Genomic DNA, 20,189 nt, shown 5'->3' on the forward strand with positions numbered 1-20,189 from the left:
AACCCGTAGGGCAGCATTTGTTCGAGCTTTCTACTTCGTTATCGCCAGCTTATGTAGAACAACTACACTACGCAGGCTCTGCCTTGTATAAAACACGAACAAATTGCTGCAAAAATGCACGCGAAAGGTCAACAGACCCTAGGAATAACGAGCTCATTGCCCCGCCAAACAATGCAACGGGTGTTCATTAAAGGCACAATGTACCGAATCGGAAAAAGGTCGAGTAGTAACCTTATACCAAATCCGCAGGAAGCGATGTTGCAAAACCTCAGCTACCATGTGGAAAGAAAGGAAGGACGGGCCGATGCCAGAGAGCGAGTCAAAGTAGATCACGCTCTGGCATCTGTTTGTAACCGCAAGGAACCGCGAGCACGATATATTTGCCTGCAACTAAACGAGTACAATCTCAACAGGACAGCGATGATTACCAATTTACATATATCGATGCAAAAAGCTGCTTAGTTTTTAAACTGATTGGCGCTCTAGTGCTGGAAAAATCGAAATATTCATTCATTTTCATGCGCTACGTGGACAGTCAATTGTCCCTGATAATCTCCCCTGACCTGCACAGAGATCGGGCGGCAGCATACCTGACAGTCTTCAATATAATCTTGCTCTGCCAACGAACAGTCGATCAGCAACTCTATTATTTCGCCGCAGTAAGGACACTGGTCTTTGTGGTTTTCAAGTTGAAACATAATATGACTCCTGTAACCTAAAAAAGACGCATCTGATCCGATACAATTTCATCAAAATCTTTGCCGAGTAAGGGTAATACAGCTTCGGCGATGGGTCTGAGCTGCTTATCGATATAGTGCTGATAATCAATTTCGGACTGCTGATAATCAACCGGCTCCGGGCCGTTAACGGTGATCAGATAAGCGATTCTGCCGCGCTGCTGATATTGTAGAGGCCGCCCTAACTGTTTATTTATCTTATCAGCCAGACGGGCTGCCCGTACCTGCGGGGGAACATTTTTAAGGTAAGCATCTAAAGGACGGCGCAAACGTTTATAATAGATTAACTGCTGATCCAGCAAGCCGTTTTTTAACCTTTGAATGGTATTGGTTATCAACTCTGTAACAGGCAAATCAGCAAATACTTTAGCGTATAGAGACTGCTGAAATACCTGAGCAAGTTGCGTCCAATCCGAGCGTACGGTTTCCAGCCCTTTAAATATGAGCTGCTCACCCTCAGGCGTGACTTTTAACCCCGCATAACGCTTTTTAGAGCCAGTCTCAGATCCGCGCAAAGTCGGCATAAAAAACTTTCTGAAACAGGTTTCGAACTCTATTTCCAGATAACAATCCAGGTGAAACTCCTTCTGCAGTTTACCTGACCAATATCGGTTAACTAATTGTGCCAGTTCTACTCCCCGCTGCTCTGCCTCTGCTGCATTGTCACACCCCTGCAGCCAGACAAAGGTCGAGTCGGTATCCCCATAGATAACCTGCTCCCCCCGCTGCTCTATCACATCACGTGTTTCCTGCATTATCTGATGACCGCGCAGGGTAATTGAACTGGCGAGGCGGGTATCGTGAAAACGGCAACCTGCAGATCCAAGTACGCCGTACATACTGTTCATAATGATTTTAATGGCATGCTGAAATGGCTGGTTATTTTCTTTTTTTGCCAACTCTCTGGCAGCCGTTAATTTGTCGAGAATACCGGGCAAGTGATGTTTATCGCGGCTAAATCTCGCCCCTCTGAACCCGGGAATGCTATCTGTTTCGCTGTCTTTAAGCCCTTCAATCATACCCATAGGATCAATTTTAAAGGTTCGGATAATAGACGGGTATAATGATTTAAAGTCCAGGACCAATACCCAGTCGTAAAGACCCGGTGTTGAGTCCATAACAAACCCGCCGGGAGAATGCTGCGCTTGTATATCACCGATATTAGGCGCGATATAACCGCTACGATGCAGTAACGGCAGATATAAGTTAGTAAAAGCAGCAACCGAAGCGCCTCTGCGCTGCAATGCCAGACCTGTTAAGCGGGCACGTTGAATCGCATATTCCGTTAACTTTGCTTTAGCAAAAATACGCTCAACCAGTAAACAGTCCTGAAGATTATAACGGGCCAACTCTATCGGCTGCTGTTCAAACTGGCGTTTTATCTCCAGCCCTTTATTGAATTCACTGCTAATCAACTTACCTTCTGAAAACATCGCCTGACTGACAAACTCCAGACTGAAACTTTCAAACTGCCAGCCTGCATTTTTAAGCTGATCAATACCGTCTAATATCACCCGGCCATTTAAGATCACCGACCCCTGCTCCGGCTCCTGAGCATGCGCCAACCAGCGCAATGGCGAACCATCACGACCTATCTTGAGCTGCATGTTGTGCACTTCCGCCCGTTTGGCAAGCAGGCGCATATCAAAATTAGCAACAGCCCAGCCTATCACGGCATCGGGATCATGAATTTTAAACCAGACCTGCAACGCCCGCAGCAGAGCAGGCTCATCTTCCACCCATTGAATAGTAATATCTTCTGCAGGTTGCGGCTTTCCTATCACCAGCACGGTTGCGCATTGCTCGCGGCTATCTGTGTTTTTAGCATCGTCAACGCAGGTATTACCATAGCTCAGTCCAATCGAATAAAGTTCGCCCAAAGGACTGCACTCAATATCCAGCGAAACTTGTTTAAGCGGCGGTAAATTTTTTGCAGGGGATAGCTTAGCAGCCTCACACTGCCAATATCCGCCCAGGTAATTGATATCCCCCTGCACAGATACACTGCCGTAAATAAAACGTTCCATCAGATAACGGTCGCTGATTTTAATATCTCCCTCAAAACAGGGAATATCTGCACTGCTTAAACTAGCCTGCAGTTGCTGAAAGATTTTATTATGCCGGCAGTAGACAGCTGCAACGGGTAATAATTTAAAAGAGCTTAAAGTGAGCGGACGTATCTGATCGGGTTGTAATTGATTCAACGACCACAATGCCTGTGCCCGGTTGAGATCCTGCTGGTGAATCAGAAACACATAACGCTGGGAAGGTATCAACACGCGGCAGGGGCCAGAGGAAGAAGCTATCCAAAACTCTAATTCTACCCCCTGCGGCGTTTCGTATTGCCGACGTGACAGGATCAAACCTTCGATCTTATTAAGCTGTGTTTCTATCATCGCCTTCAACTACCCGAAACAGATTAATATCCAACAAAGCAGATATAAAAAAGGCGCACCTTTATCTGCACGCCATTTATCGTCCAACCATTTTAGATCGGGCTAATGCCCGCATCCGCCTTTACCATGCACGTGGCCGTGGCTGATTTCCTGCTCTGTGGCCTCGCGCACTGAAACAACTTCAATAGCAAATGTTAGAGTTTTACCCGCGAATGGATGGTTCAGATCACAATCGGCATTGAAGCGCCCTACTTTCACTATCGTCACCTGCTGGCGTCCCTGGTTGGATTCCACAACAGCGGTCATGCCCGGTTTCCAGACTTTTGCTCCCTGCAGATGTTTAATGGGAATACGCTGCAACGCGCCTTCCCGTCGTTGACCGTAACTTTGCTCTGGCGTTAGGGTCACTTCTAATTTATCACCCACGGTTTTACCAACAAGGGCATTTTCCAAGGTTTCAAACAAGCCGTTAAAACCATGCAGATAGATTAAAGGTTCGCCGCTGTGGCTAGTTTCAAGCTCTTTTTCTGAATCACTTAACGCATAGTGGAATTCAACCACTGAGTTTTTGTTAATTAACATAAGGTATCTCGTGTATAAATATAATGATTATTGCTTTACAGATCGAATCATCTGTCGTTTTTCCCAGACTAACCGGGCGTTTTTTATTAATGATGCAGATGGTCGTGATCATCATCTAATGATAATTGTGCAAAGGCTGCGAGAATTTCACCGCTTGGACTGTAATCATCATCTTCGCCGCCAATATAACGTAAATGCTCATAGGTAAGCAGGTACGCAAAATACAAGCGTAATTTTCTTGTCTGTTTAATATTTTTGCTGGTAAAGAGTTGACTGCCTTTATAACCCTGAAGATTTTCAATTATGTTGATAAATCTGAGCCAACGTCGACTGTTATGTGAAACAGATTTAGTGTCGACGGCATCTTCGATAAGATTATTAAATGCCAATAACGCATCCCAGAATTTTTTATCTGTCTCACTATTTTTAAGCGCTCTTGCAGAGAGTATTAAAAAACGTAATGAGTGTTTGTGCTGCCCATCGATCTGTAGATAAGACTCTAAAACCTGTTCCAGAAACGCTGCGCTCTTTACGAAAAAAACCGGTACATTCAAATTCACATTTGCACTGCAAAGCTCTTTTACAAAACCATCAAATGCCTGGTTCATTTTATTTTCCTTTTTATAGTTTATATAGCCCAAGCGGTATTTGCCGGGCAAGCATATGCTCTTGTTTTAAGGTTTTACGTTTACTTAACATAAAATCAAAAGCACTTTGGCACTTAGCGGGTAGCGCATTATAATTTTTCAAAAAAGTGATGGCACTAACCTGCTTATCCCACTCTTGCTCTGCGCCTAGCGCACCGCTAAAGTCGATCACTGTACTGTCTTTTGCGGTCAACCAATACTCAGCATTACAGGTCAGCGCAATTTGTATACCGGCAGGGTCTAAATCACTGAAACAGATTAATACCAAATCAGATAATTAATCTGATTGGTATAAGGATCGGCTTCAAAATTACTTGCGCTTTTGTTTTCAAAATAACCAGTCATTTTAGGCTTTTTGGAAACAATTAAGCGCAAGTTATTGTGTAACGATTCCTAAATAGTCCAATCTAATATGACTTTACCGGATTTCCCCGAGCGCATCATATCAAAACCTTGCTGAAATTTATCCACGGGGTATGTGTGGGTTATGATAGGCTTCAAATCCAAACCTGACTGCAGTAAACTGGCCATTTTATACCAGGTTTCAAACATCTCCCGACCATATATTCCTTTTATGATTAATCCTTTAAAAATAACCATATTCCAGTCTATGTTCATATCAGCAGGCGGAATGCCGAGCAGCGCGATCTTCCCGCCGTGGGTCAGGTTTTTAAGCATACTGTTAACAGCCAGCGGTGCGCCGGACATCTCCAGACCAACGTCAAACCCCTCGGTCATGCCTAATTGCGCCATCACATCTTCAAGCTTTTCCTCGGCGACATTTACTGCGCGTGTCACGCCCATTTTTCTGGCCAGATCCAGTCGATATTCATTAACATCGGTAATAACCACATGACGGGCACCCGCATGTTTCGCCACGGCCGCCGCCATAATACCGATCGGCCCCGCACCGGTAATCAGCACATCTTCAGCAACCATATCAAAAGATAAAGCGGTATGCACCGCATTACCAAAAGGATCAAAAATGGACGCCAAATCATCACTGATACCTGCCGGTATTTTAAAAGCGTTAAAGGCCGGAATAACTAAATATTCAGCAAAAGCGCCACTGCGGTTAACTCCCACACCGACCGTATTGCGGCAAAGATGAGTACGGCCTGCACGGCAGTTACGACAATGCCCGCAAGTTATATGACCTTCACCGGAAACACGATCACCAATTTTAAAGCCTCTCACTTCCTCGCCGATACCCACAACTTCCCCGACATATTCGTGACCAACAACCATCGGTACGGGAATGGTTTTTTGCGACCATTCATCCCAGTTATAAATATGGATATCTGTACCGCAGATTGCCGTTTTATGAATTTTAATCAGCAAGTCGTTGTGTCCGGGCTCCGGCTTTTCCACTTCGGTCATCCAGATTCCGACTTCCGGTTTTAATTTTGCTAACGCTTTCATACGCATGCTATCCATCTGTTAAATTAAGCCCATCTCTTGACCCACTGCGATGAAAGCATCAATGGCAAAATCAAGCTGCTCGGTAGTATGTGCCGCAGACATTTGTGTGCGGATACGCGCCTGCTCTTTAGGTACAACAGGGTAAGAAAAAGCAACCACATACACCCCTTTATCTAAGACGCGTTCAGCAAATTCTGCGGCAACTTTAGCATCACCCAGCATAATCGGAATAATTGCATGATCCTGGCCGCCCATGGTGAATCCCGCAGCGCTCATGCGGTCACGAAAATGGGTTGAGTTTTCCCATAATTTATCCCGTAAATCATCGCTTTCAGCCAGCAAATCCAGTACATGAATAGAAGCTGAAACAATGGCCGGTGCCAGTGAATTTGAAAAAAGATAAGGACGTGAACGTTGACGCAGCCAATCGACCACCGGTTTTTTGGCCGCCGTATAACCGCCGGAAGCACCACCCATGGCTTTACCCAGAGTGCCGGTGATGATATCAATGCGATCCATCACATTATGATATTCATGGGTACCACGACCGTGAGCGCCCATAAAACCAACCGCATGGGAATCATCAACCATTACCAGGGCATCATATTTGTCTGCCAAATCACAAATAGCAGGTAAATTAGCCACTACTCCATCCATCGAAAAAACACCATCAGTGACAATTAACTTATGCCGTGCGCCTGCCTTCTGAGCAGCGATCAACTGCTGTTCCAGTTCAGCCATATTATTATTTGCATAACGGAAACGTTTTGCTTTGCATAAACGTACACCGTCTATGATAGAAGCATGATTTAAGGCATCAGAAATAATAGCATCGTCAGCGTCAAGTATCGTTTCAAATAAGCCGGTATTCGCATCAAAACAAGAGGTATACAGTATGGTATCTTCCATACCTAAAAATGCCGAAAGTTTAGCTTCCAGTTCTTTGTGTTTGTCCTGTGTACCACAAATAAAACGTACCGAAGCCATGCCGAATCCCTGTTCATCCAGGCCTTTTTTTGCCGCTTCAATAAGCTCGGGATGATTTGCCAGACCGAGATAATTATTAGCACAAAAATTAAGCACTTTTTCGCCACTTGCGATAGAAACCAAAGCATTCTGCGCAGATGTGATTATACGCTCGGATTTATACAGGCCATCGTTTTTAACTTGTTCTATTTGTTGATTAATTTGTTCGTAGAATTTATTAGACATCACACACCAGAAGATAGGTTTTTAAAAATTGACTGTATATGATATATCAAAACTGAAAATTTGGGAGAAAAAATGTTTCAAAAAGAAACCTAGCCGATGAATTAATTTATCTGTATGCCACACATAAGTTTTATCTGAAACAGTCTGGATTAGATGCAAGGTGATGCGGTGAAATAGATACATTAAACGGAAGGCGGTTATGTTCATCCAAATTAAATTTTTGCAATAATGCAATCGCCAATAATACGTATTTACTAACACATTAGCTATACTTCCTGTGCGGCTGACGTTTCTTCCCTAACAATGTCCATAGATATTGTCATATTTTAGCCAACTGCTTAGTCCAGCCTCTTAGCATTACGGGGAGTTTTTACAATCTGCTAACAGCCGGAGCCGCGGAGCAATAAAAAAATATAATCAATAAGTTATGGAGATTTATTATGTTGCTAACACTGCTCTTAGCCACAGTGATAATACTCATTGCCACCTTACTCCCCTTGTCACGTCATCCCCACTGGATAATCCGAGGAATGGATTTTCCGCGCGTGCAATTGGCCGTGCTGGCAGCATTGCTGTTAACTGCCCAGTTCCTTTTCTTTGACTTTGAAAATATAACCTCCTGGGGTCTTTTTATAGTCGTGCTGTGCTGCCTTTCATGGCAGCTTTGGTGGATTTTACCTTACACCATAGTGTGGCCTGTGGAGGTGCAGGCAGCAAAAGAAGGCAGTTTTGAACGGAGTCTTAGTATCATCACATCCAATGTACTTACACCAAACCGGGGGGCTGACAAGTTGCTTGAACTTGTTAAAGAGCACAAACCAGATGTGCTTGTCACTCTGGAATCGGACCAATGGTGGCAGGACCAACTGGCCCCCCTGGAAGCTGAAATGCCCTATACTATTAAGTGCCCTCTGGATAACCTTTATGGTATGCACGTCTATTCCCGGCTGGCTTTAAATGAAGCGGAAACCTCTTTTTTAGTTGAAGATAACGTCCCTTCTATGCATGCTTTATTAACACTGCGTACGGGAGATAAAGTGCGCATACACTTCCTGCATCCTGCACCGCCAAGCCCGACAGAAAACCCTGAATCTGCCCAGCGAGATGCCGAATTAGTCGTTGTAGCTCGGAGCGTGGATGACAGTAATCAAGCAATTATCGTTACAGGTGATCTAAATGATGTCGCGTGGTCAGCTACAACGCGTCTATTTCGGAAGCTAAGCGGCCTGTTAGATCCTAGAGTGGGCAGAGGAATGTTCAATACGTTTCATGTCGATTATCCTTTTTTACGCTGGCCTCTGGATCACCTCTTCCATAGTCAACATTTCACTGTATCGTCCATTAAACGCCTGCCTTCAATCGGCTCTGACCACTTCCCAATACTGACTTGTCTGTCATACACGCCAGTACAAGGAATTGGCCAGGAAGGATTAGAAACAGAGAATTCCGATCATTCCCGGGCACGGTCAATCGCTGATAAACAGGACGTCAATAAAAATGATGTTCCCCGCCCGGGAGAGTGAACAGACACGCTTTATTCGATCATAACGAGATAGCTGTGATGATCAATTACATTCCATTTCACCCGATAATTGAGTCGTTCATGTAGATGAGGAACGATAATGTTTTGATTGTGTATAAGTGTTCTGTAACGACCAGTTTGCTGATTTTCTCAGTATTTCAATATCTGCAGGTATCTTTAAGGCACTTTCAGCATGCAGCAGAGCGTATTGCGAATGTGCAGTCGCAGCCTCTCTAATCTGAACATCATCAAGCAAGGCTAAAGCATGTAACGCTTTCTGCAACCTGAGCATGACTTCAATGCAGCCTGCCCCATCTCGTGCAATCGGATTAAAAGCATCATCAAACATATCACCCAGCGAAAGCTCCTGCATGCTGACGCGATCAAACAGGACCTCAGTAATAGTCGATTTTTCATCGACTTCCTGCATCGAAAATAATCGTACCATACTCCCTATAATGCCGATTGCTGTACCAGGATCATTCACTGCAGGTGACAGCGCGCGACTCGCAATTTCACTGAGCACTATCAACCCAAGCCGTGGATCATCATCAAAATTTCTACAATTCCCAACCACAAACGCATCAATAATCTCGGTGAAGTGATTTCCGCCAGCCGACAAATTTTTTTCATTATTGTCATAATTGATATAAACAAGGGGGCTTCGGCGCGTGACAAAATTTCCCGGCACTACCACGATGTGGACCTGATAATCATTATCTTCGGCAGCTTTTTGAATCTCCGCGAGATCAATACGCTGCACATAGCCAACTTGGTCAGCATAAACCGCGCGACCAGTGAGTCCTTCTACCTGCTTTTTTGCTCCGAGGAGGGGGTGCCGGAATCGTCTGCGAAGTGCTTGCTCCGTACATTTTTCAACCTTCTCAATAACTGTCCCTAACCGCCCAAGTCTGGCGATACTGTCTACCCAGCGAATAAAGCGGATAATAACAACAGCAAACACCATGTAGGTTAGCAAGAAGAGCAGGAAGCGGCCGGACCTATCAAAATAACCATTTAATAACGCCGTCAACCCGACCACGCTAAAAATAAATGTCCCGATAAATGCGGAAAGCGCCCCCTGTGAAGCATCGTCTGCTATCACCAGTGGAAAAGATCGCGGTGTCGCCGTTACGCTTGCCGAAGCATAGGCCGATAACATCGCAGTCACAGCAAATACCGCCATTACCAACATACTTGAGGCGCTTATCGAAAGCAAAGCTTCAATCGACTCAGAACTGACATTCGGCAGTTGCCCTTGAGGCAAATACTTATCCATCAATTTAGCAACAAATAGCGTAGCAATCGATAACAGGCTAATCATCAGAGGTTTGACCCACAGCCTTTCTTTGAGTCTATTAAAAAAGAACTTCAGTCGGGCATGATGTTGAATTATTAGCTTCATAGTATGTGCTCCGTTGCGGGTCATATTGTATCAATACCACCTCTGACAGTGACTCTGTTAAGCAAGTATAGACTCACGCGCATGACTCAAAACAACTTTCACTCGCAACAATCTCAACAGGACAGCGATAATTACCAATTTACATATATCGATGCAAAAAGCTGCTTAGTTTTTAAACTGACTGGTGCTCTAGCGGACGTTTAAAAGAGCCTTTTTCAGCAGCGCCACGTTGCGCAGGTTAGCCTTGAAGGTGACATCAAACAGATCACCAAGCAGTGGGATGGAACCCACTACTAACTCCAGAAGAATATTCCAGATCATACGTAGCACGACCGCAAACGGTATACCCAGCCGCAGAGCACGAATAACCAGGTAAAATGAAACCATGCTGGCCACTCCGTCACCCACCACTGGAATCAGACCGATTAGGGCGTCAGCCCCAATACGCCAGCGGGTTCCGGGAATGCGCAGCACCGAGTCCATGATGATGGCAATACTATGCAGATGTTCAACCTCACTATGGATATCCTCGTTTTGTGCTCTTCGAGTCATTTTCGGGCAATGATCCATACCGCGTGAACGATCCCGGGAATATAACCGAGTAAGGTCAATATAATGTTGATCCAGAAGTGTTTACCTATGCCAACTTGTAGAAACACCCCCAACGGCGGGAGCAAAATAGCGATTATGATTCTAATCAAGTCCATAATATTTCTCCTGAATTCGGTTGAGAGTCAAAACCTCAAAAAAGGGAAGGTTACAAAATAAAAGCGAGATATATTCTGATTCTAGTATTATTTCGTCGTTTTTCAAAAGATTACAACAGCTAAGGTTGATTTATATCAGACTCGAATTCGATGGTGAACACTCCATCTTGAATATGCTCATCTGCCACGGTAAACAAACGCGAAGATAAAAGCTTTTCTGCACCTGAGTTAGGTTGTTTTGCGGCGGTAAAGTCTGCAATTTTGCGCAGCATCCAATACCTGCTCTTCATACCCGGGTCACTAACCGAGAGGTAACCTGTGTGTGTTGTTTCATCAAAATAGAAATATTCATTAACAGGCGTGTAACTTGATAAGAGTTGCTCAGAGCTTTGTGTTGCTTCAAACTCTGCAATAATACTTTCTAATAAATCAATCCTGACAGCAAAATCTTTTGGGAAGCTGGTCACTTTTTTCTGGCCTAGATATAAATCATGAATTGTCCACGAACCATCCCCATTACTCAACGCTAGATATCTATAGCCATATTTCTTTGAATAACTTAAATAAGATTCAACCTGACGCACATCAACACTATCGAACATATTGGATTTTTCTACAGCAGATTTAACCGCTGCAAAATCTTGTTTATATAAGGTTAAAAAATATTGCTGTAATTCAGGTTCAGGGTTACCTGTTACAAAGGGAGGTTGAAGCAAAAGCTGATCGGAGGGTACAACAATTAATATTGAGCCGCCAAAATGTCGTCTTGAATCAACCTTATCGACCTCTTCCTGATACATCATTTTTTGGTACGTTAACGCACTGTCCATAGTGGAAAATACTTGCTCCCCGAGATGATAACTTGTACAACCGCAAAGCAGTAAAGTTGATAAAATACCCGCCATCAAAAATTTCATTTGCACAATACCTCCATGTATTTTTCTCGCCAACCCAAACCCTAGCTTTAAAAGATTTAGATAATACGCACCCTTATGGTTTAATCACAATCGGCGTACCGTCTTTTACCAGGGTCCAGAATTCGGTGATCTCTTTATTAGTAATAGCAATACAGCCATCTGTCCAGTCACGACCTTTAAATTCAATGGATTTATGCTCCATACCATTAGGCAATCCATGGATAAAGATTTCCCCGCCGGGACTGACACCATTATCAGCAGCAGATTGCATATCTAATTCGCTTGGATAATTGATATGCAGCGAAAGATGAAAACGACTTTCAGGATTTCTGTAATCAATGATATATCTGCCTTCCGGCGTCCTTTTGTCTCCCTCTTGTCCCTTATGACCAACCGGGCTGTCACCTAAAGATATACGATATTCCTGATAAATCGCTCCCTGTCTGATTAAATACATCTTACGTTTAGACTTTACCACCAGAACCTCATCCGCAGTCGGCAGAATAGTATTAGCAGAAGCCACTAAAGGCAGCGTAAACAACATTGAAATTATTAATTTTTTGATCATGTCCATATGATGGAACGCCTTCTTAACCTGAGGTGAAGTGGCCGTTTTTCTCCTGATGTTAGTTTTATTATAATAATCAAAAATTGATAGTGTAGAGTTTGGAATATTAACGCAGACATATTTCCAGATCACTATAAGTATAATTATGTGATGTGCCGGCATCAACAGAGCCTGTGATTTTTATATCAAAGGCATCCTGTTGCTCATTGGTTAGTTTGCAATAATAACTGAACACCAATTCAATCCAGGTTAGCGGGTTTATATCCAAGCCTGCTTCAGACCATGTTTGCTGTGCCTGCTGCCAGAAACTAATAGCAGAAACTGGATTCTCACTGCTTATCACCTGTTCAAATAACAGCTCTGTCTGCTCTTCGAAAAAATCACTTTCATAAACCAGTGTTTCAATACTGCTGATAGTCACTTCAGCACTTTCACGCTGTTTGATTGCCGGCGGATTATTTTGTTTACGTAATGATTGTACCAATGCGATTAACGGCGTTTCTATCGCCGTATTACGCGGATCAACATAACTGCATAGCTGCATTACCGGGGCAATTTTTAAACATTCAGGCAGCGTAGGCTCTTCAAAAATATTGTCACTTAATTCAAATTCCGGATGCTGACGTAAAAAACGCGCCATATTACGTAATTGGCTCGCCTGCTTTTCATCTCTACGCAGACGGAACAGACTCAAACGCATATTATCGATGATATAACGTAACCTTGGCAGGGTCTGGTTAAACCAATAAATAAAGCCCGTTATTTTTCTGGCAAAATCATTAGGACAGGCCCAATTAATCCACTCATAACAAGATTCCGGATCGATCTGCTGCAGTTCGGTTATTAAATTTTGTGCATGATTTAAATAACGCTCGTTTTGCCTGATTTTATTGGCTAAGGTACTGACAAAACCAAACTGACTGACAATCGCATAATGCATATTTTCAAGGTTGGTATTTAAACCGTCTTTGGTTTCATAAAGCAGATCATCTAACTGGTCCAGATAAAACTCCGCATCGTCACGTTGTTTTGCCTGCACTGCCTGCTGGTAGTCATAAACCGTTTCTTCCAGCGCTTCAATAACCTTACCCATATCAGTTAATTGCCGGTAGCTGCTTTGCTTGCGCATTAAACGATTGAGCATACGTTTAAAATCAGTAGTGATACGGAATTCACCGGGCTCCTCATCAGGCCTTAATAAACCGGCTTTATGTAACAGGCTGATAGTGCGCTGCTCAGGCTCATCCGCGGCGACTGAACCATACACATAAGCATTGGCTAACAGCTCATCGTGCGCACCAATCTTACGTAATAACTCTGCTACCTGCCCTGCATCATAACCCGCCATTAAAAGAGTAACTCCTCTTGCTGGGTTGGTGTTTCTTCCGGCAGCTCTACCTTTTCGGCGTCGTTTAAGAATTCAATTAAAAGATAAATTAGATCAAACCTGGCGGTAGCATAATAACGGCTGCTGCCGCTATTTTTACGCACCAGATAATGCATATCTTCAAGTTTCTGAAAAACCGTCACTAACTGCTCACGGGTTTCCACTTTATTGGTTTTAAAAGGTTTGATTGAAGTTAAACGGCGTAACTGATCACGCAGAGTCTGATCCTGTTCAAAGGGATCAAACAGGGTATTAATATTCACCACGGCTTTGGCCCGCAGAGGCAGGTCAGCATGAGAAGCAGTTAACAACAGATCCAAAAACTCCACCAAAGGCCGGAATACAGAGCGCATTTCGCTGAACAGCAGGGTTAACGCGCCATTATTAGACTCATCAACCTGCTGGAAGGTGCAATAATAAGCATCAGCACTTTCTAAATAGGTCAGGTTGCGATCCAGGTTCCCGAGAAAATCGTCCACCCGTTCACCATTACTGGTCGCTTTCAGATATTCAAACTCTTCGGGATAGGCTGTTTCGCAAATGACTGCGCCGGTTAATAACTTTTGTACCGTTTGTTTAAACATCAGCTTAGCTCCTGTGCAGTTTGCTCTGTGGTAACAGAGACACTGCTATTTTCTATCTTATCGCTAGCCGCTCTTTCAGGCTGTCCGGAAAGTTTTTGTTGTGTGCCGGCTCGTCGCGCCAGCAGTTCATCCAGACGTGATTTGGGAATATCTGCATGGTAAATTTTATTATCTTTTAATTTATAGTGGCGTTGATAGAGAGAAAGAATATGCCTGTCTGTCGAAGGAGAGGCAGATAATATATTGATATTATTATCATTAAACATCTTCAATAAAAGATCGATATTTTCTGCGGCTAACTCTCCCAGCTCGTCAACGGGTAATATAATTTTCGTACTGCAGCCACCTGTACCACGTAACATACCTAAAATTCCGGCAAACAATGACAGCATTGCCAGATAAGAAAGCCCGGTAGAGCTGACTTTTTTAAGTTGTTTGGCATTACGGGCGTGTTTTATCTGCCCTTTTTCGGTGATGGTAAATTCGATATCAAAAAGATTATTATGTGCTAAAGCAAAACCTTCACTTGGCAGATAAGCCGCTAATCTCTGCATCGACTGAACAAGTTCATCGGGTATGTCACCACTGCCTTCTCTTAATTGATCCCGGTATAAATCAAATGCCTTGGCAAAAGACTGTAATGGCCCCCAATATTCCAACTCTTCCTGTTTCATTACCGTCGTGACATTGATATCAGCAAGCGCTTCAAAATGCGCCAGTGCGGTAACATTACCGGATAATTTTTTACCTATCTGTTTGATACGCAGACCAAAGTTTTCAATATGCTGATAAAACTCATTGATCATATTGGCATTGACGGTGACCAGCTGGTAGGTGCTTTTTTGTTTCTGCTCAGCACTGCTTAACAAGTCTGCGATTGGACTGCGATATTTAAATAACACTTGCGCGCCCTGATAATTATCATTATCGGCCACCAGCTTTTGCCAGTTTTCATATAACTCACTGGCCGAGTGATCTTTTTTAAAGCGTTCATTAAATTTATTCAATTGCTCATTAAGACGTTTTTGAATACTTTTAAATTGTGCCAGAAAATCATTACAAAAACTGACGCTTAAGTCTGCCTGGTTGCCTGGCTGATGCTCGGCAAAAATAGTCTCAATCGCACTTTGCTCACAATCACGATGACAATCATTAAGCAGTACCAGCAGGTCATCCGTTGCATGAATTTGTGTGTTGAGCTTTTTGATAAGTTGTTTGGTTGCGCTGATCTGATCTCCCAGCTTAACCTCTGTATCTTCAATTGACTGCTCAATATTACGTTTGAGTATATTTCTGTTTTGATTCTGCTCAACTAACCCGTCACGCTGACTATAACGTTCATTCATAAACTGATTATAGTTACGTGCTTTCTGCTCAAACACAGCACACTTTTCCAGCGCTTGAATAAGCGTTTTTCTTTCGCGGGTGCGCTTATCTACCTCACCATCAGGATCAAGTTTATCTAAATCGGTATTCTTCTGCTTTTTAAGATCTTTAATACGTTGATTGTGGCCGGCCTCTAACGCCAGCAGCTCTTCCTGCAATAGAGTCAGCTGCGTATCGCGGTCACTTTCCACTACCATACGTTTTTCCAGCATCTGCTTATTGAGCGCATTTTTCTGCTCCTGCTGCTGCTCAGAAAATTCCTGCTGTTTGTTAAGATTGGCTTTTTGCTGGTTTTCTAACAGATGAATCTGCTCGTTAACCGCATCAATATGCGCTTTAATCGCCAGCTGTTTTTTAACAGCAAGATTCTGATGCTGCACTTTCAGCTGCTGCAGATTTAAATCATTTTGTTTTAAAGCTTGTGCCGCCCGGGCGATCAGAAGATGCTGGCTTTCCATCTGCTTACTGATTTGCAGAAGATGTTCATCAAGCTGAGCAATTTTTTCTACCTGATTCTGGTAGTGTTTCTCAATTGCATCACGTTTTTCACGCAGTTGTGTTTCATCTAAAAAGAGGGAGTCATTGCTTTGGATCTGCTGCAGATCTAATTGCAGACCATAAAAGCTTAATTGCCCGCCAACCCACTCAGGATCCAGATCACAACGTCGCAATTGCGCGCTGCTTAATAAGCGCCCGATATTTTGTTTCCAGTCACCTGCTTTCACTTCATTATTAAGAAAGTGATGTAATGAGCCTGTTTCCGGAATCAGCTGTAATTCTATTTCCGCACGATCGCTGCGTAATTGTTCTAAATAACGGTTTTCCTGTTTATGCTTATCACTTTGTTTTTCGCGCGCTTTATCAAGTTGAGTAAATTCATTTTGTAATCTTGATTGCTCCAGAAATAACTGATGTTGCTTTTCCTGGGCGGCAGATAATAACAACTGATTTTGTTCAATATCGCTTTGCAATTCCGGATCAATGATCGTCTGGTTTAACTGGAATTGCGCATTTTTCAGTTCGCTTTCTATATGCTGCTGTTGAATTTTAAGCTTGAGGTTCTGCTGATTCAGCTGCTCCTGCAAATCATTACGCTGCTGCTGATAGACTTCGGCAATAACGCTGAGCTGCTGCGTGGCCATCTCTTTAATACTGGCCGTTTTATTTTTATTATCGGCTACCTCGTTAACATGCTCGAGTTTTCTGTCTTGAATTAATTTATCAAATTTCTGCTGAGTTTTATTAATATCACCTTCAAAGGCTTCAATAATTGCATTGACTTCATTTAATTTATTTTGAATACGCGGCGCTTCTTCGGCATGCAGGTGGTAGTTCGCAGCGTCATCCTGATCAAAGTTTAGTTTATCTTCATCCAACAGGTCGATATGACTTTGATCCGCCCTAATTTTGGCCTTAAGAGCAAACAGCTCTGTATTTAACTTCTCAACAGATTCCTGCAGCTGTTTTTCTAACGTTATTAATAATTGACGGTTTTCTGTTTTTGTCTGCGCACGCTCATTTTGCAGTTTTTCAAGGCGCTCCTGATGATTAACCACTTCAAAATGAAGGTGCTGCAGTTTAATCAGCAGGCTTTCCAGGGTTGCAAAATCCTGCTGCCATAAAGATATTTTGTCAGCAACTTTTTGTATTGCGCGACTCGCCTGAATATCAGCAAGCCAATGGCTAATCTCTTCTTTCTTAAGACTAATCTGCTCTTTTTCATCAACACTATTTCGCGCCAGATGATCGCCGGCAATGGCTACCAGCATATGTTTAACCGCATCAAAATCGAGGTTCTTTTCAATGGTTCCATTGATCACTTTATCAATATGCGGACAAGGCTGTTCACTTAAGGCATAACGCTTTTGTAATAAATAAACATCCTTTAATTTTCGCCCGCTGCGCAGGTTTTGAATAACCTGACGATATTTATCAACACCTAAAAAAACAGAACGATCACAACCGGCATTACGGTAGAACTTATCCACATCACTCACCGCATAGGGTTTGTTATTATCCCCGATAAAGTATTCACTGTTATAAGCGGCATCGATAAATTTAAAATGCACACCGCGGCCATCGCTACTCGCCACCACCATACAGATTTGCCCATAGGGGCGCTGGTATTCATAAACCAGCATACTGGAGTCTCTGGGCAGATAATAATCGGCAAAATTACGCGCTTGATCCACCTTGCTGACAATATCGCTGGGACGCATGCCATAAAAAAGCGGCAGTAGACGCATCAGTGATGTTTTACCTGCTCCATTGGTCCCCTCAAGTTGAGTATGTCCGGTTAAATTAAGTTCATTAACCTGACCTTTCCAGAAACTGTCGATGATAATAATGCGCAGCAGTTGATAGGCTTGTTCAGCCATAAAAAATCCTTGTGTGAATGCTTTGTGTACAACTTGGGTACAAAATAAAGAAAAATATAAATAGTGGGTAATTTATAAGGATAAGACCGTTTTGTCGATCCTTTTCAGGGCAGATTGTCTATTCAATAAGCGACCGGCAGAGAAAATAAACAAAGCAGTAATTTTTAGACAGTGTATCCATTAAATTATTTTTTGATAAAACAGGCTGCCAGTAAATGCGCGAAAAAAGCATTTCCTTTTTTATCGGCGAACTCAATATTTCGCTGCGGAATGGCATCAACATCAGGATGATTGGCGATGGCAATGTCCATACTGCTTTCTCTGATAATATGCAGGGTTGGATAAGGGGAGCGATTAGTATAATTTGAAGGTGCATTTTGCGGTTCTTCCGCAAAACAATAATCAGGGTGAAAATTCGCTAACTGATAAACGCCTTCATAGCCTTCCAGCACCAGTAGATCATTGGCCATGTCCAGCAGATCTAAAAAATCGTAAAACCCTTCATAGCCTTGCGGGATAATAAACAGGGTCGTTTCAATCTGCTGATTTGCATCTAAAAGTAAACATTCATCCAATAACGCCTGTAACAGATCTTCCCGAGTACTTTTGGCTATCTCAACATAACGTATCGATCCACGTTCAACTTCGCGTCTGGCGAAGGGACAGATATTATATTTAACAATAACCTGTTTTACCCAGTTTTGAGTGGCAGTAATAATGTTATTATCAGTCATATCTGTCCTCCTAATTTTTAAAGCAGTATCTTAACATATTGGTTTTAAAAATGAGTATCAAACCCGCTTATTGGATGAAAATAGTTGACTATTGTGGATTCAAAATTACATTAGCAGGTATAAAATCAAACACCCGGTCTGATGAAATACAGAGGTCACCCTACCTGCACTGCAGAGCATTCAGATAAAAATTTAATGATCCAAGGACCAATATGACAGCTACAGATAAAAAAACGGTTTCACTTGTGCTTGGCAGCGGCGGTGCAAGAGGCATGGCTCACATCGGTGTTATCCGCTGGTTATTGGATCATAATTATGAAATAAAATCTATCTCGGGAAGCTCTATCGGTGCCCTGGTCGGCGGTATGTATGCAGCGGGAAAATTGGATGAATTTGAAGCGTGGGCAGAGAGTATTACCGTACTCTATAAAGTAAAATTATTTTATATCAACTGGAACAATGACGCCCGTGGTGACAAAGTAATAAATACACTAATAGAATTATTTGGTGATTATCAGATAGAAGACCTGCCTATTAATTATACCGCAGTCGCCTCGGATATCCGCAATGAAAAAGAGGTATGGTTAAACAAAGGATCCCTATTTAAAGCGCTGCGCGCCTCTATGGCAATGCCGCTGTTTTTTACCCCGGTGGTACGCAATGGCGTTCATCTTATTGATGGCGGCGTATTAAATCCGGTTCCGATTGCCCCGACCTTCAGTGACCATACTGACCTTACTATTGCCGTGAACCTCGGCGGTTCAGTTCATCACAATCTCGGTAATGTAACTAATAAATTATCTACTAACGGTTCAATTCTTTCATCAAACCTTAAAAGCATCACCAAACATATATCGCCAACTAAAAAAGGGCAATTTGAAAAAGGGGTTGATTGGCGTACCTACAATATAGCGGAATTAGCTATTGATGCGATGCAAAGTACCATCGCCCGGCAAAAGCTTGCCGCCTACCCTGCTAATTATGTGATAGAAATTTCCCGTAATGCCTGCGGGACACTGGAATTTGAACGTTCTGCAGAGATGATAAAGTTAGGTTATGCCATGGCGGAGCACTGGCTGAAAGAGGTATAAACAACAAGTAGCGAGTTTGTCACTGCGAACTTTATAATAGCAAATCCGATAACCATCGGCTCGGCGATCGTGGCCGTTCCCCTCCTTTGTTCTCAGCCCTAAACTCATCACCCGTTGCTCATTACTCGCAGCCCGTACCTTTCTGCTCTTCGTAGCCCCCAGCCCATAATGCTCCAACAACGTAAACTTAATAAAAATATTTGCATATTCTCTTGCTAAATATAGTTGCCAGACACATATTAAATATCATATATACGATTTATCATATATAAATTATTCTGCTTCGATTCAAAGTTAAAAGGTACCCTATGAACCCTGTGCAATTTTACAAATGTCTTGCCGATGATACCCGTCTGCGGTGTCTGTTATTAATTATTGAGGAAGGTGAACTCTGTGTCTGCGAACTAACAGAAGCGCTTCAGGAAATTCAGCCCAAAGTATCACGCCATCTCGCTCAGTTAAGAAAGTGCGAGTTACTTATTGACAGCAAACAAGGTCAATGGGTCTTCTATCA

Annotated in this window: 19 protein-coding genes; 3 read left to right on the forward strand and 16 right to left on the reverse strand. The window is 42.9% G+C overall.

The window, feature by feature from the left end; genetic code table 11:
- Positions 1-506: 506 nt before the first annotated feature.
- The 7 genes from ABZA00_RS08965 to ABZA00_RS08995 form a co-directional block, all read right to left on the reverse strand.
- Positions 507-698 (reverse strand): CPXCG motif-containing cysteine-rich protein, encoded by a 192-nt coding sequence (locus tag ABZA00_RS08965; RefSeq protein WP_372881817.1) that lies wholly within the window; start codon positions 696-698, stop codon positions 507-509.
- 17 nt (positions 699-715) lie between these two features.
- Entirely contained in the window at positions 716-3,133 is a 2,418-nt protein-coding gene (locus ABZA00_RS08970; RefSeq protein WP_372881818.1) for a DNA polymerase II, read from the reverse strand.
- Between the two features lie 102 nt (positions 3,134-3,235).
- Entirely contained in the window at positions 3,236-3,715 is a 480-nt protein-coding gene (locus ABZA00_RS08975) for a peptidylprolyl isomerase (protein ID WP_372881819.1), read from the reverse strand.
- 86 nt (positions 3,716-3,801) lie between these two features.
- Positions 3,802-4,323 (reverse strand): hypothetical protein, encoded by a 522-nt coding sequence (locus ABZA00_RS08980; protein ID WP_372881820.1) that lies wholly within the window; start codon positions 4,321-4,323, stop codon positions 3,802-3,804.
- Between the two features lie 13 nt (positions 4,324-4,336).
- The gene (locus ABZA00_RS08985; protein WP_372881821.1) at positions 4,337-4,630 is read right to left on the reverse strand and encodes a hypothetical protein; all 294 of its coding nucleotides are present in this window, start codon (positions 4,628-4,630) and stop codon (positions 4,337-4,339) included.
- 125 nt (positions 4,631-4,755) lie between these two features.
- Positions 4,756-5,784 carry an L-threonine 3-dehydrogenase gene (gene tdh, locus ABZA00_RS08990; protein WP_372881822.1) on the reverse strand — a complete coding sequence of 343 codons (1,029 nt, stop codon included), beginning with the start codon at positions 5,782-5,784 and terminating at the stop codon, positions 4,756-4,758.
- Between the two features lie 18 nt (positions 5,785-5,802).
- On the reverse strand, positions 5,803-6,999 hold the full coding sequence (locus ABZA00_RS08995; protein ID WP_372881823.1) for a glycine C-acetyltransferase: 1,197 nt from the start codon (positions 6,997-6,999) through the stop codon (positions 5,803-5,805).
- A 437-nt stretch (positions 7,000-7,436) separates the two neighbouring features.
- On the opposite strand from ABZA00_RS08995, the gene ABZA00_RS09000 reads away from it, so the two are divergent.
- Positions 7,437-8,519: an endonuclease/exonuclease/phosphatase family protein gene (locus ABZA00_RS09000; RefSeq protein WP_372881824.1), complete on the forward strand. Its 1,083-nt coding sequence runs from the start codon at positions 7,437-7,439 to the stop codon at positions 8,517-8,519.
- A gap of 78 nt (positions 8,520-8,597) precedes the next feature.
- Here ABZA00_RS09000 and ABZA00_RS09005 read toward each other — a convergent pair whose 3' ends face one another.
- From ABZA00_RS09005 to ABZA00_RS09045, 9 genes are all read right to left on the reverse strand, one after another.
- Complete coding sequence (locus ABZA00_RS09005; RefSeq protein WP_372881825.1) at positions 8,598-9,923, reverse strand: DUF2254 domain-containing protein; 1,326 nt, start codon at positions 9,921-9,923, stop codon at positions 8,598-8,600.
- Between the two features lie 189 nt (positions 9,924-10,112).
- Complete coding sequence (locus ABZA00_RS09010; protein WP_372881826.1) at positions 10,113-10,493, reverse strand: DUF4112 domain-containing protein; 381 nt, start codon at positions 10,491-10,493, stop codon at positions 10,113-10,115.
- Positions 10,472-10,630, reverse strand: a complete 159-nt coding sequence (locus ABZA00_RS09015) for a YqaE/Pmp3 family membrane protein (protein WP_372881827.1) — start codon at positions 10,628-10,630, stop codon at positions 10,472-10,474. Before ABZA00_RS09015 ends, ABZA00_RS09010 begins: the two co-directional genes overlap by 22 nt.
- Before the next feature lie 119 nt (positions 10,631-10,749).
- Positions 10,750-11,553, reverse strand: coding sequence for a hypothetical protein (locus ABZA00_RS09020; protein ID WP_372881828.1), 804 nt, complete (start codon positions 11,551-11,553; stop codon positions 10,750-10,752).
- A gap of 67 nt (positions 11,554-11,620) precedes the next feature.
- Positions 11,621-12,121 carry a murein L,D-transpeptidase family protein gene (locus ABZA00_RS09025; protein ID WP_372881829.1) on the reverse strand — a complete coding sequence of 167 codons (501 nt, stop codon included), beginning with the start codon at positions 12,119-12,121 and terminating at the stop codon, positions 11,621-11,623.
- A 100-nt stretch (positions 12,122-12,221) separates the two neighbouring features.
- Entirely contained in the window at positions 12,222-13,463 is a 1,242-nt protein-coding gene (locus ABZA00_RS09030) for a hypothetical protein (RefSeq protein ID WP_372881830.1), read from the reverse strand.
- Positions 13,463-14,086 (reverse strand): hypothetical protein, encoded by a 624-nt coding sequence (locus tag ABZA00_RS09035; RefSeq protein WP_372881831.1) that lies wholly within the window; start codon positions 14,084-14,086, stop codon positions 13,463-13,465. The genes ABZA00_RS09030 and ABZA00_RS09035 overlap by 1 nt, the downstream gene beginning before the upstream one ends.
- Positions 14,086-17,850: an ATP-binding protein gene (locus ABZA00_RS09040; RefSeq protein WP_372881832.1), complete on the reverse strand. Its 3,765-nt coding sequence runs from the start codon at positions 17,848-17,850 to the stop codon at positions 14,086-14,088. The genes ABZA00_RS09035 and ABZA00_RS09040 overlap by 1 nt, the downstream gene beginning before the upstream one ends.
- Before the next feature lie 185 nt (positions 17,851-18,035).
- On the reverse strand, positions 18,036-18,584 hold the full coding sequence (locus tag ABZA00_RS09045) for a DUF1415 domain-containing protein (protein ID WP_372881833.1): 549 nt from the start codon (positions 18,582-18,584) through the stop codon (positions 18,036-18,038).
- Positions 18,585-18,796: 212 nt separating this feature from the next.
- On the opposite strand from ABZA00_RS09045, the gene ABZA00_RS09050 reads away from it, so the two are divergent.
- Entirely contained in the window at positions 18,797-19,675 is an 879-nt protein-coding gene (locus ABZA00_RS09050; RefSeq protein ID WP_372881834.1) for a patatin-like phospholipase family protein, read from the forward strand.
- Between the two features lie 308 nt (positions 19,676-19,983).
- On the forward strand, positions 19,984-20,189 hold a 206-nt coding region (locus tag ABZA00_RS09055), incomplete at its 3' end, for a metalloregulator ArsR/SmtB family transcription factor (RefSeq protein ID WP_372881835.1).

It is taken from the genome of Psychromonas sp., assembly GCF_041586535.1.
Taxonomy (GTDB): Bacteria; Pseudomonadota; Gammaproteobacteria; order Enterobacterales; family Psychromonadaceae; genus Psychromonas.

Excerpts from the sequence above, each read along its gene's own strand:
- ABZA00_RS09000 (WP_372881824.1), top strand. The coding sequence starts at position 7,437 with ATGTTGCTAACACTGCTCTTAGCCACAGTGATAATACTCATTGCCACC.
- tdh (WP_372881822.1), bottom strand. The coding sequence starts at position 5,784 with ATGAAAGCGTTAGCAAAATTAAAACCGGAAGTCGGAATCTGGATGACC.
- ABZA00_RS08970 (WP_372881818.1), bottom strand. The coding sequence starts at position 3,133 with ATGATAGAAACACAGCTTAATAAGATCGAAGGTTTGATCCTGTCACGT.
- ABZA00_RS09015 (WP_372881827.1), bottom strand. The coding sequence starts at position 10,630 with ATGGACTTGATTAGAATCATAATCGCTATTTTGCTCCCGCCGTTGGGG.
- ABZA00_RS09005 (WP_372881825.1), bottom strand. The coding sequence starts at position 9,923 with ATGAAGCTAATAATTCAACATCATGCCCGACTGAAGTTCTTTTTTAAT.
- ABZA00_RS09050 (WP_372881834.1), top strand. The coding sequence starts at position 18,797 with ATGACAGCTACAGATAAAAAAACGGTTTCACTTGTGCTTGGCAGCGGC.
- ABZA00_RS09010 (WP_372881826.1), bottom strand. The coding sequence starts at position 10,493 with ATGGATCATTGCCCGAAAATGACTCGAAGAGCACAAAACGAGGATATC.
- ABZA00_RS09040 (WP_372881832.1), bottom strand. The coding sequence starts at position 17,850 with ATGGCTGAACAAGCCTATCAACTGCTGCGCATTATTATCATCGACAGT.
- ABZA00_RS08965 (WP_372881817.1), bottom strand. The coding sequence starts at position 698 with ATGTTTCAACTTGAAAACCACAAAGACCAGTGTCCTTACTGCGGCGAA.
- ABZA00_RS09035 (WP_372881831.1), bottom strand. The coding sequence starts at position 14,086 with ATGTTTAAACAAACGGTACAAAAGTTATTAACCGGCGCAGTCATTTGC.
- ABZA00_RS08975 (WP_372881819.1), bottom strand. The coding sequence starts at position 3,715 with ATGTTAATTAACAAAAACTCAGTGGTTGAATTCCACTATGCGTTAAGT.
- ABZA00_RS09045 (WP_372881833.1), bottom strand. The coding sequence starts at position 18,584 with ATGACTGATAATAACATTATTACTGCCACTCAAAACTGGGTAAAACAG.
- ABZA00_RS09025 (WP_372881829.1), bottom strand. The coding sequence starts at position 12,121 with ATGGACATGATCAAAAAATTAATAATTTCAATGTTGTTTACGCTGCCT.
- ABZA00_RS09030 (WP_372881830.1), bottom strand. The coding sequence starts at position 13,463 with ATGGCGGGTTATGATGCAGGGCAGGTAGCAGAGTTATTACGTAAGATT.
- ABZA00_RS08980 (WP_372881820.1), bottom strand. The coding sequence starts at position 4,323 with ATGAACCAGGCATTTGATGGTTTTGTAAAAGAGCTTTGCAGTGCAAAT.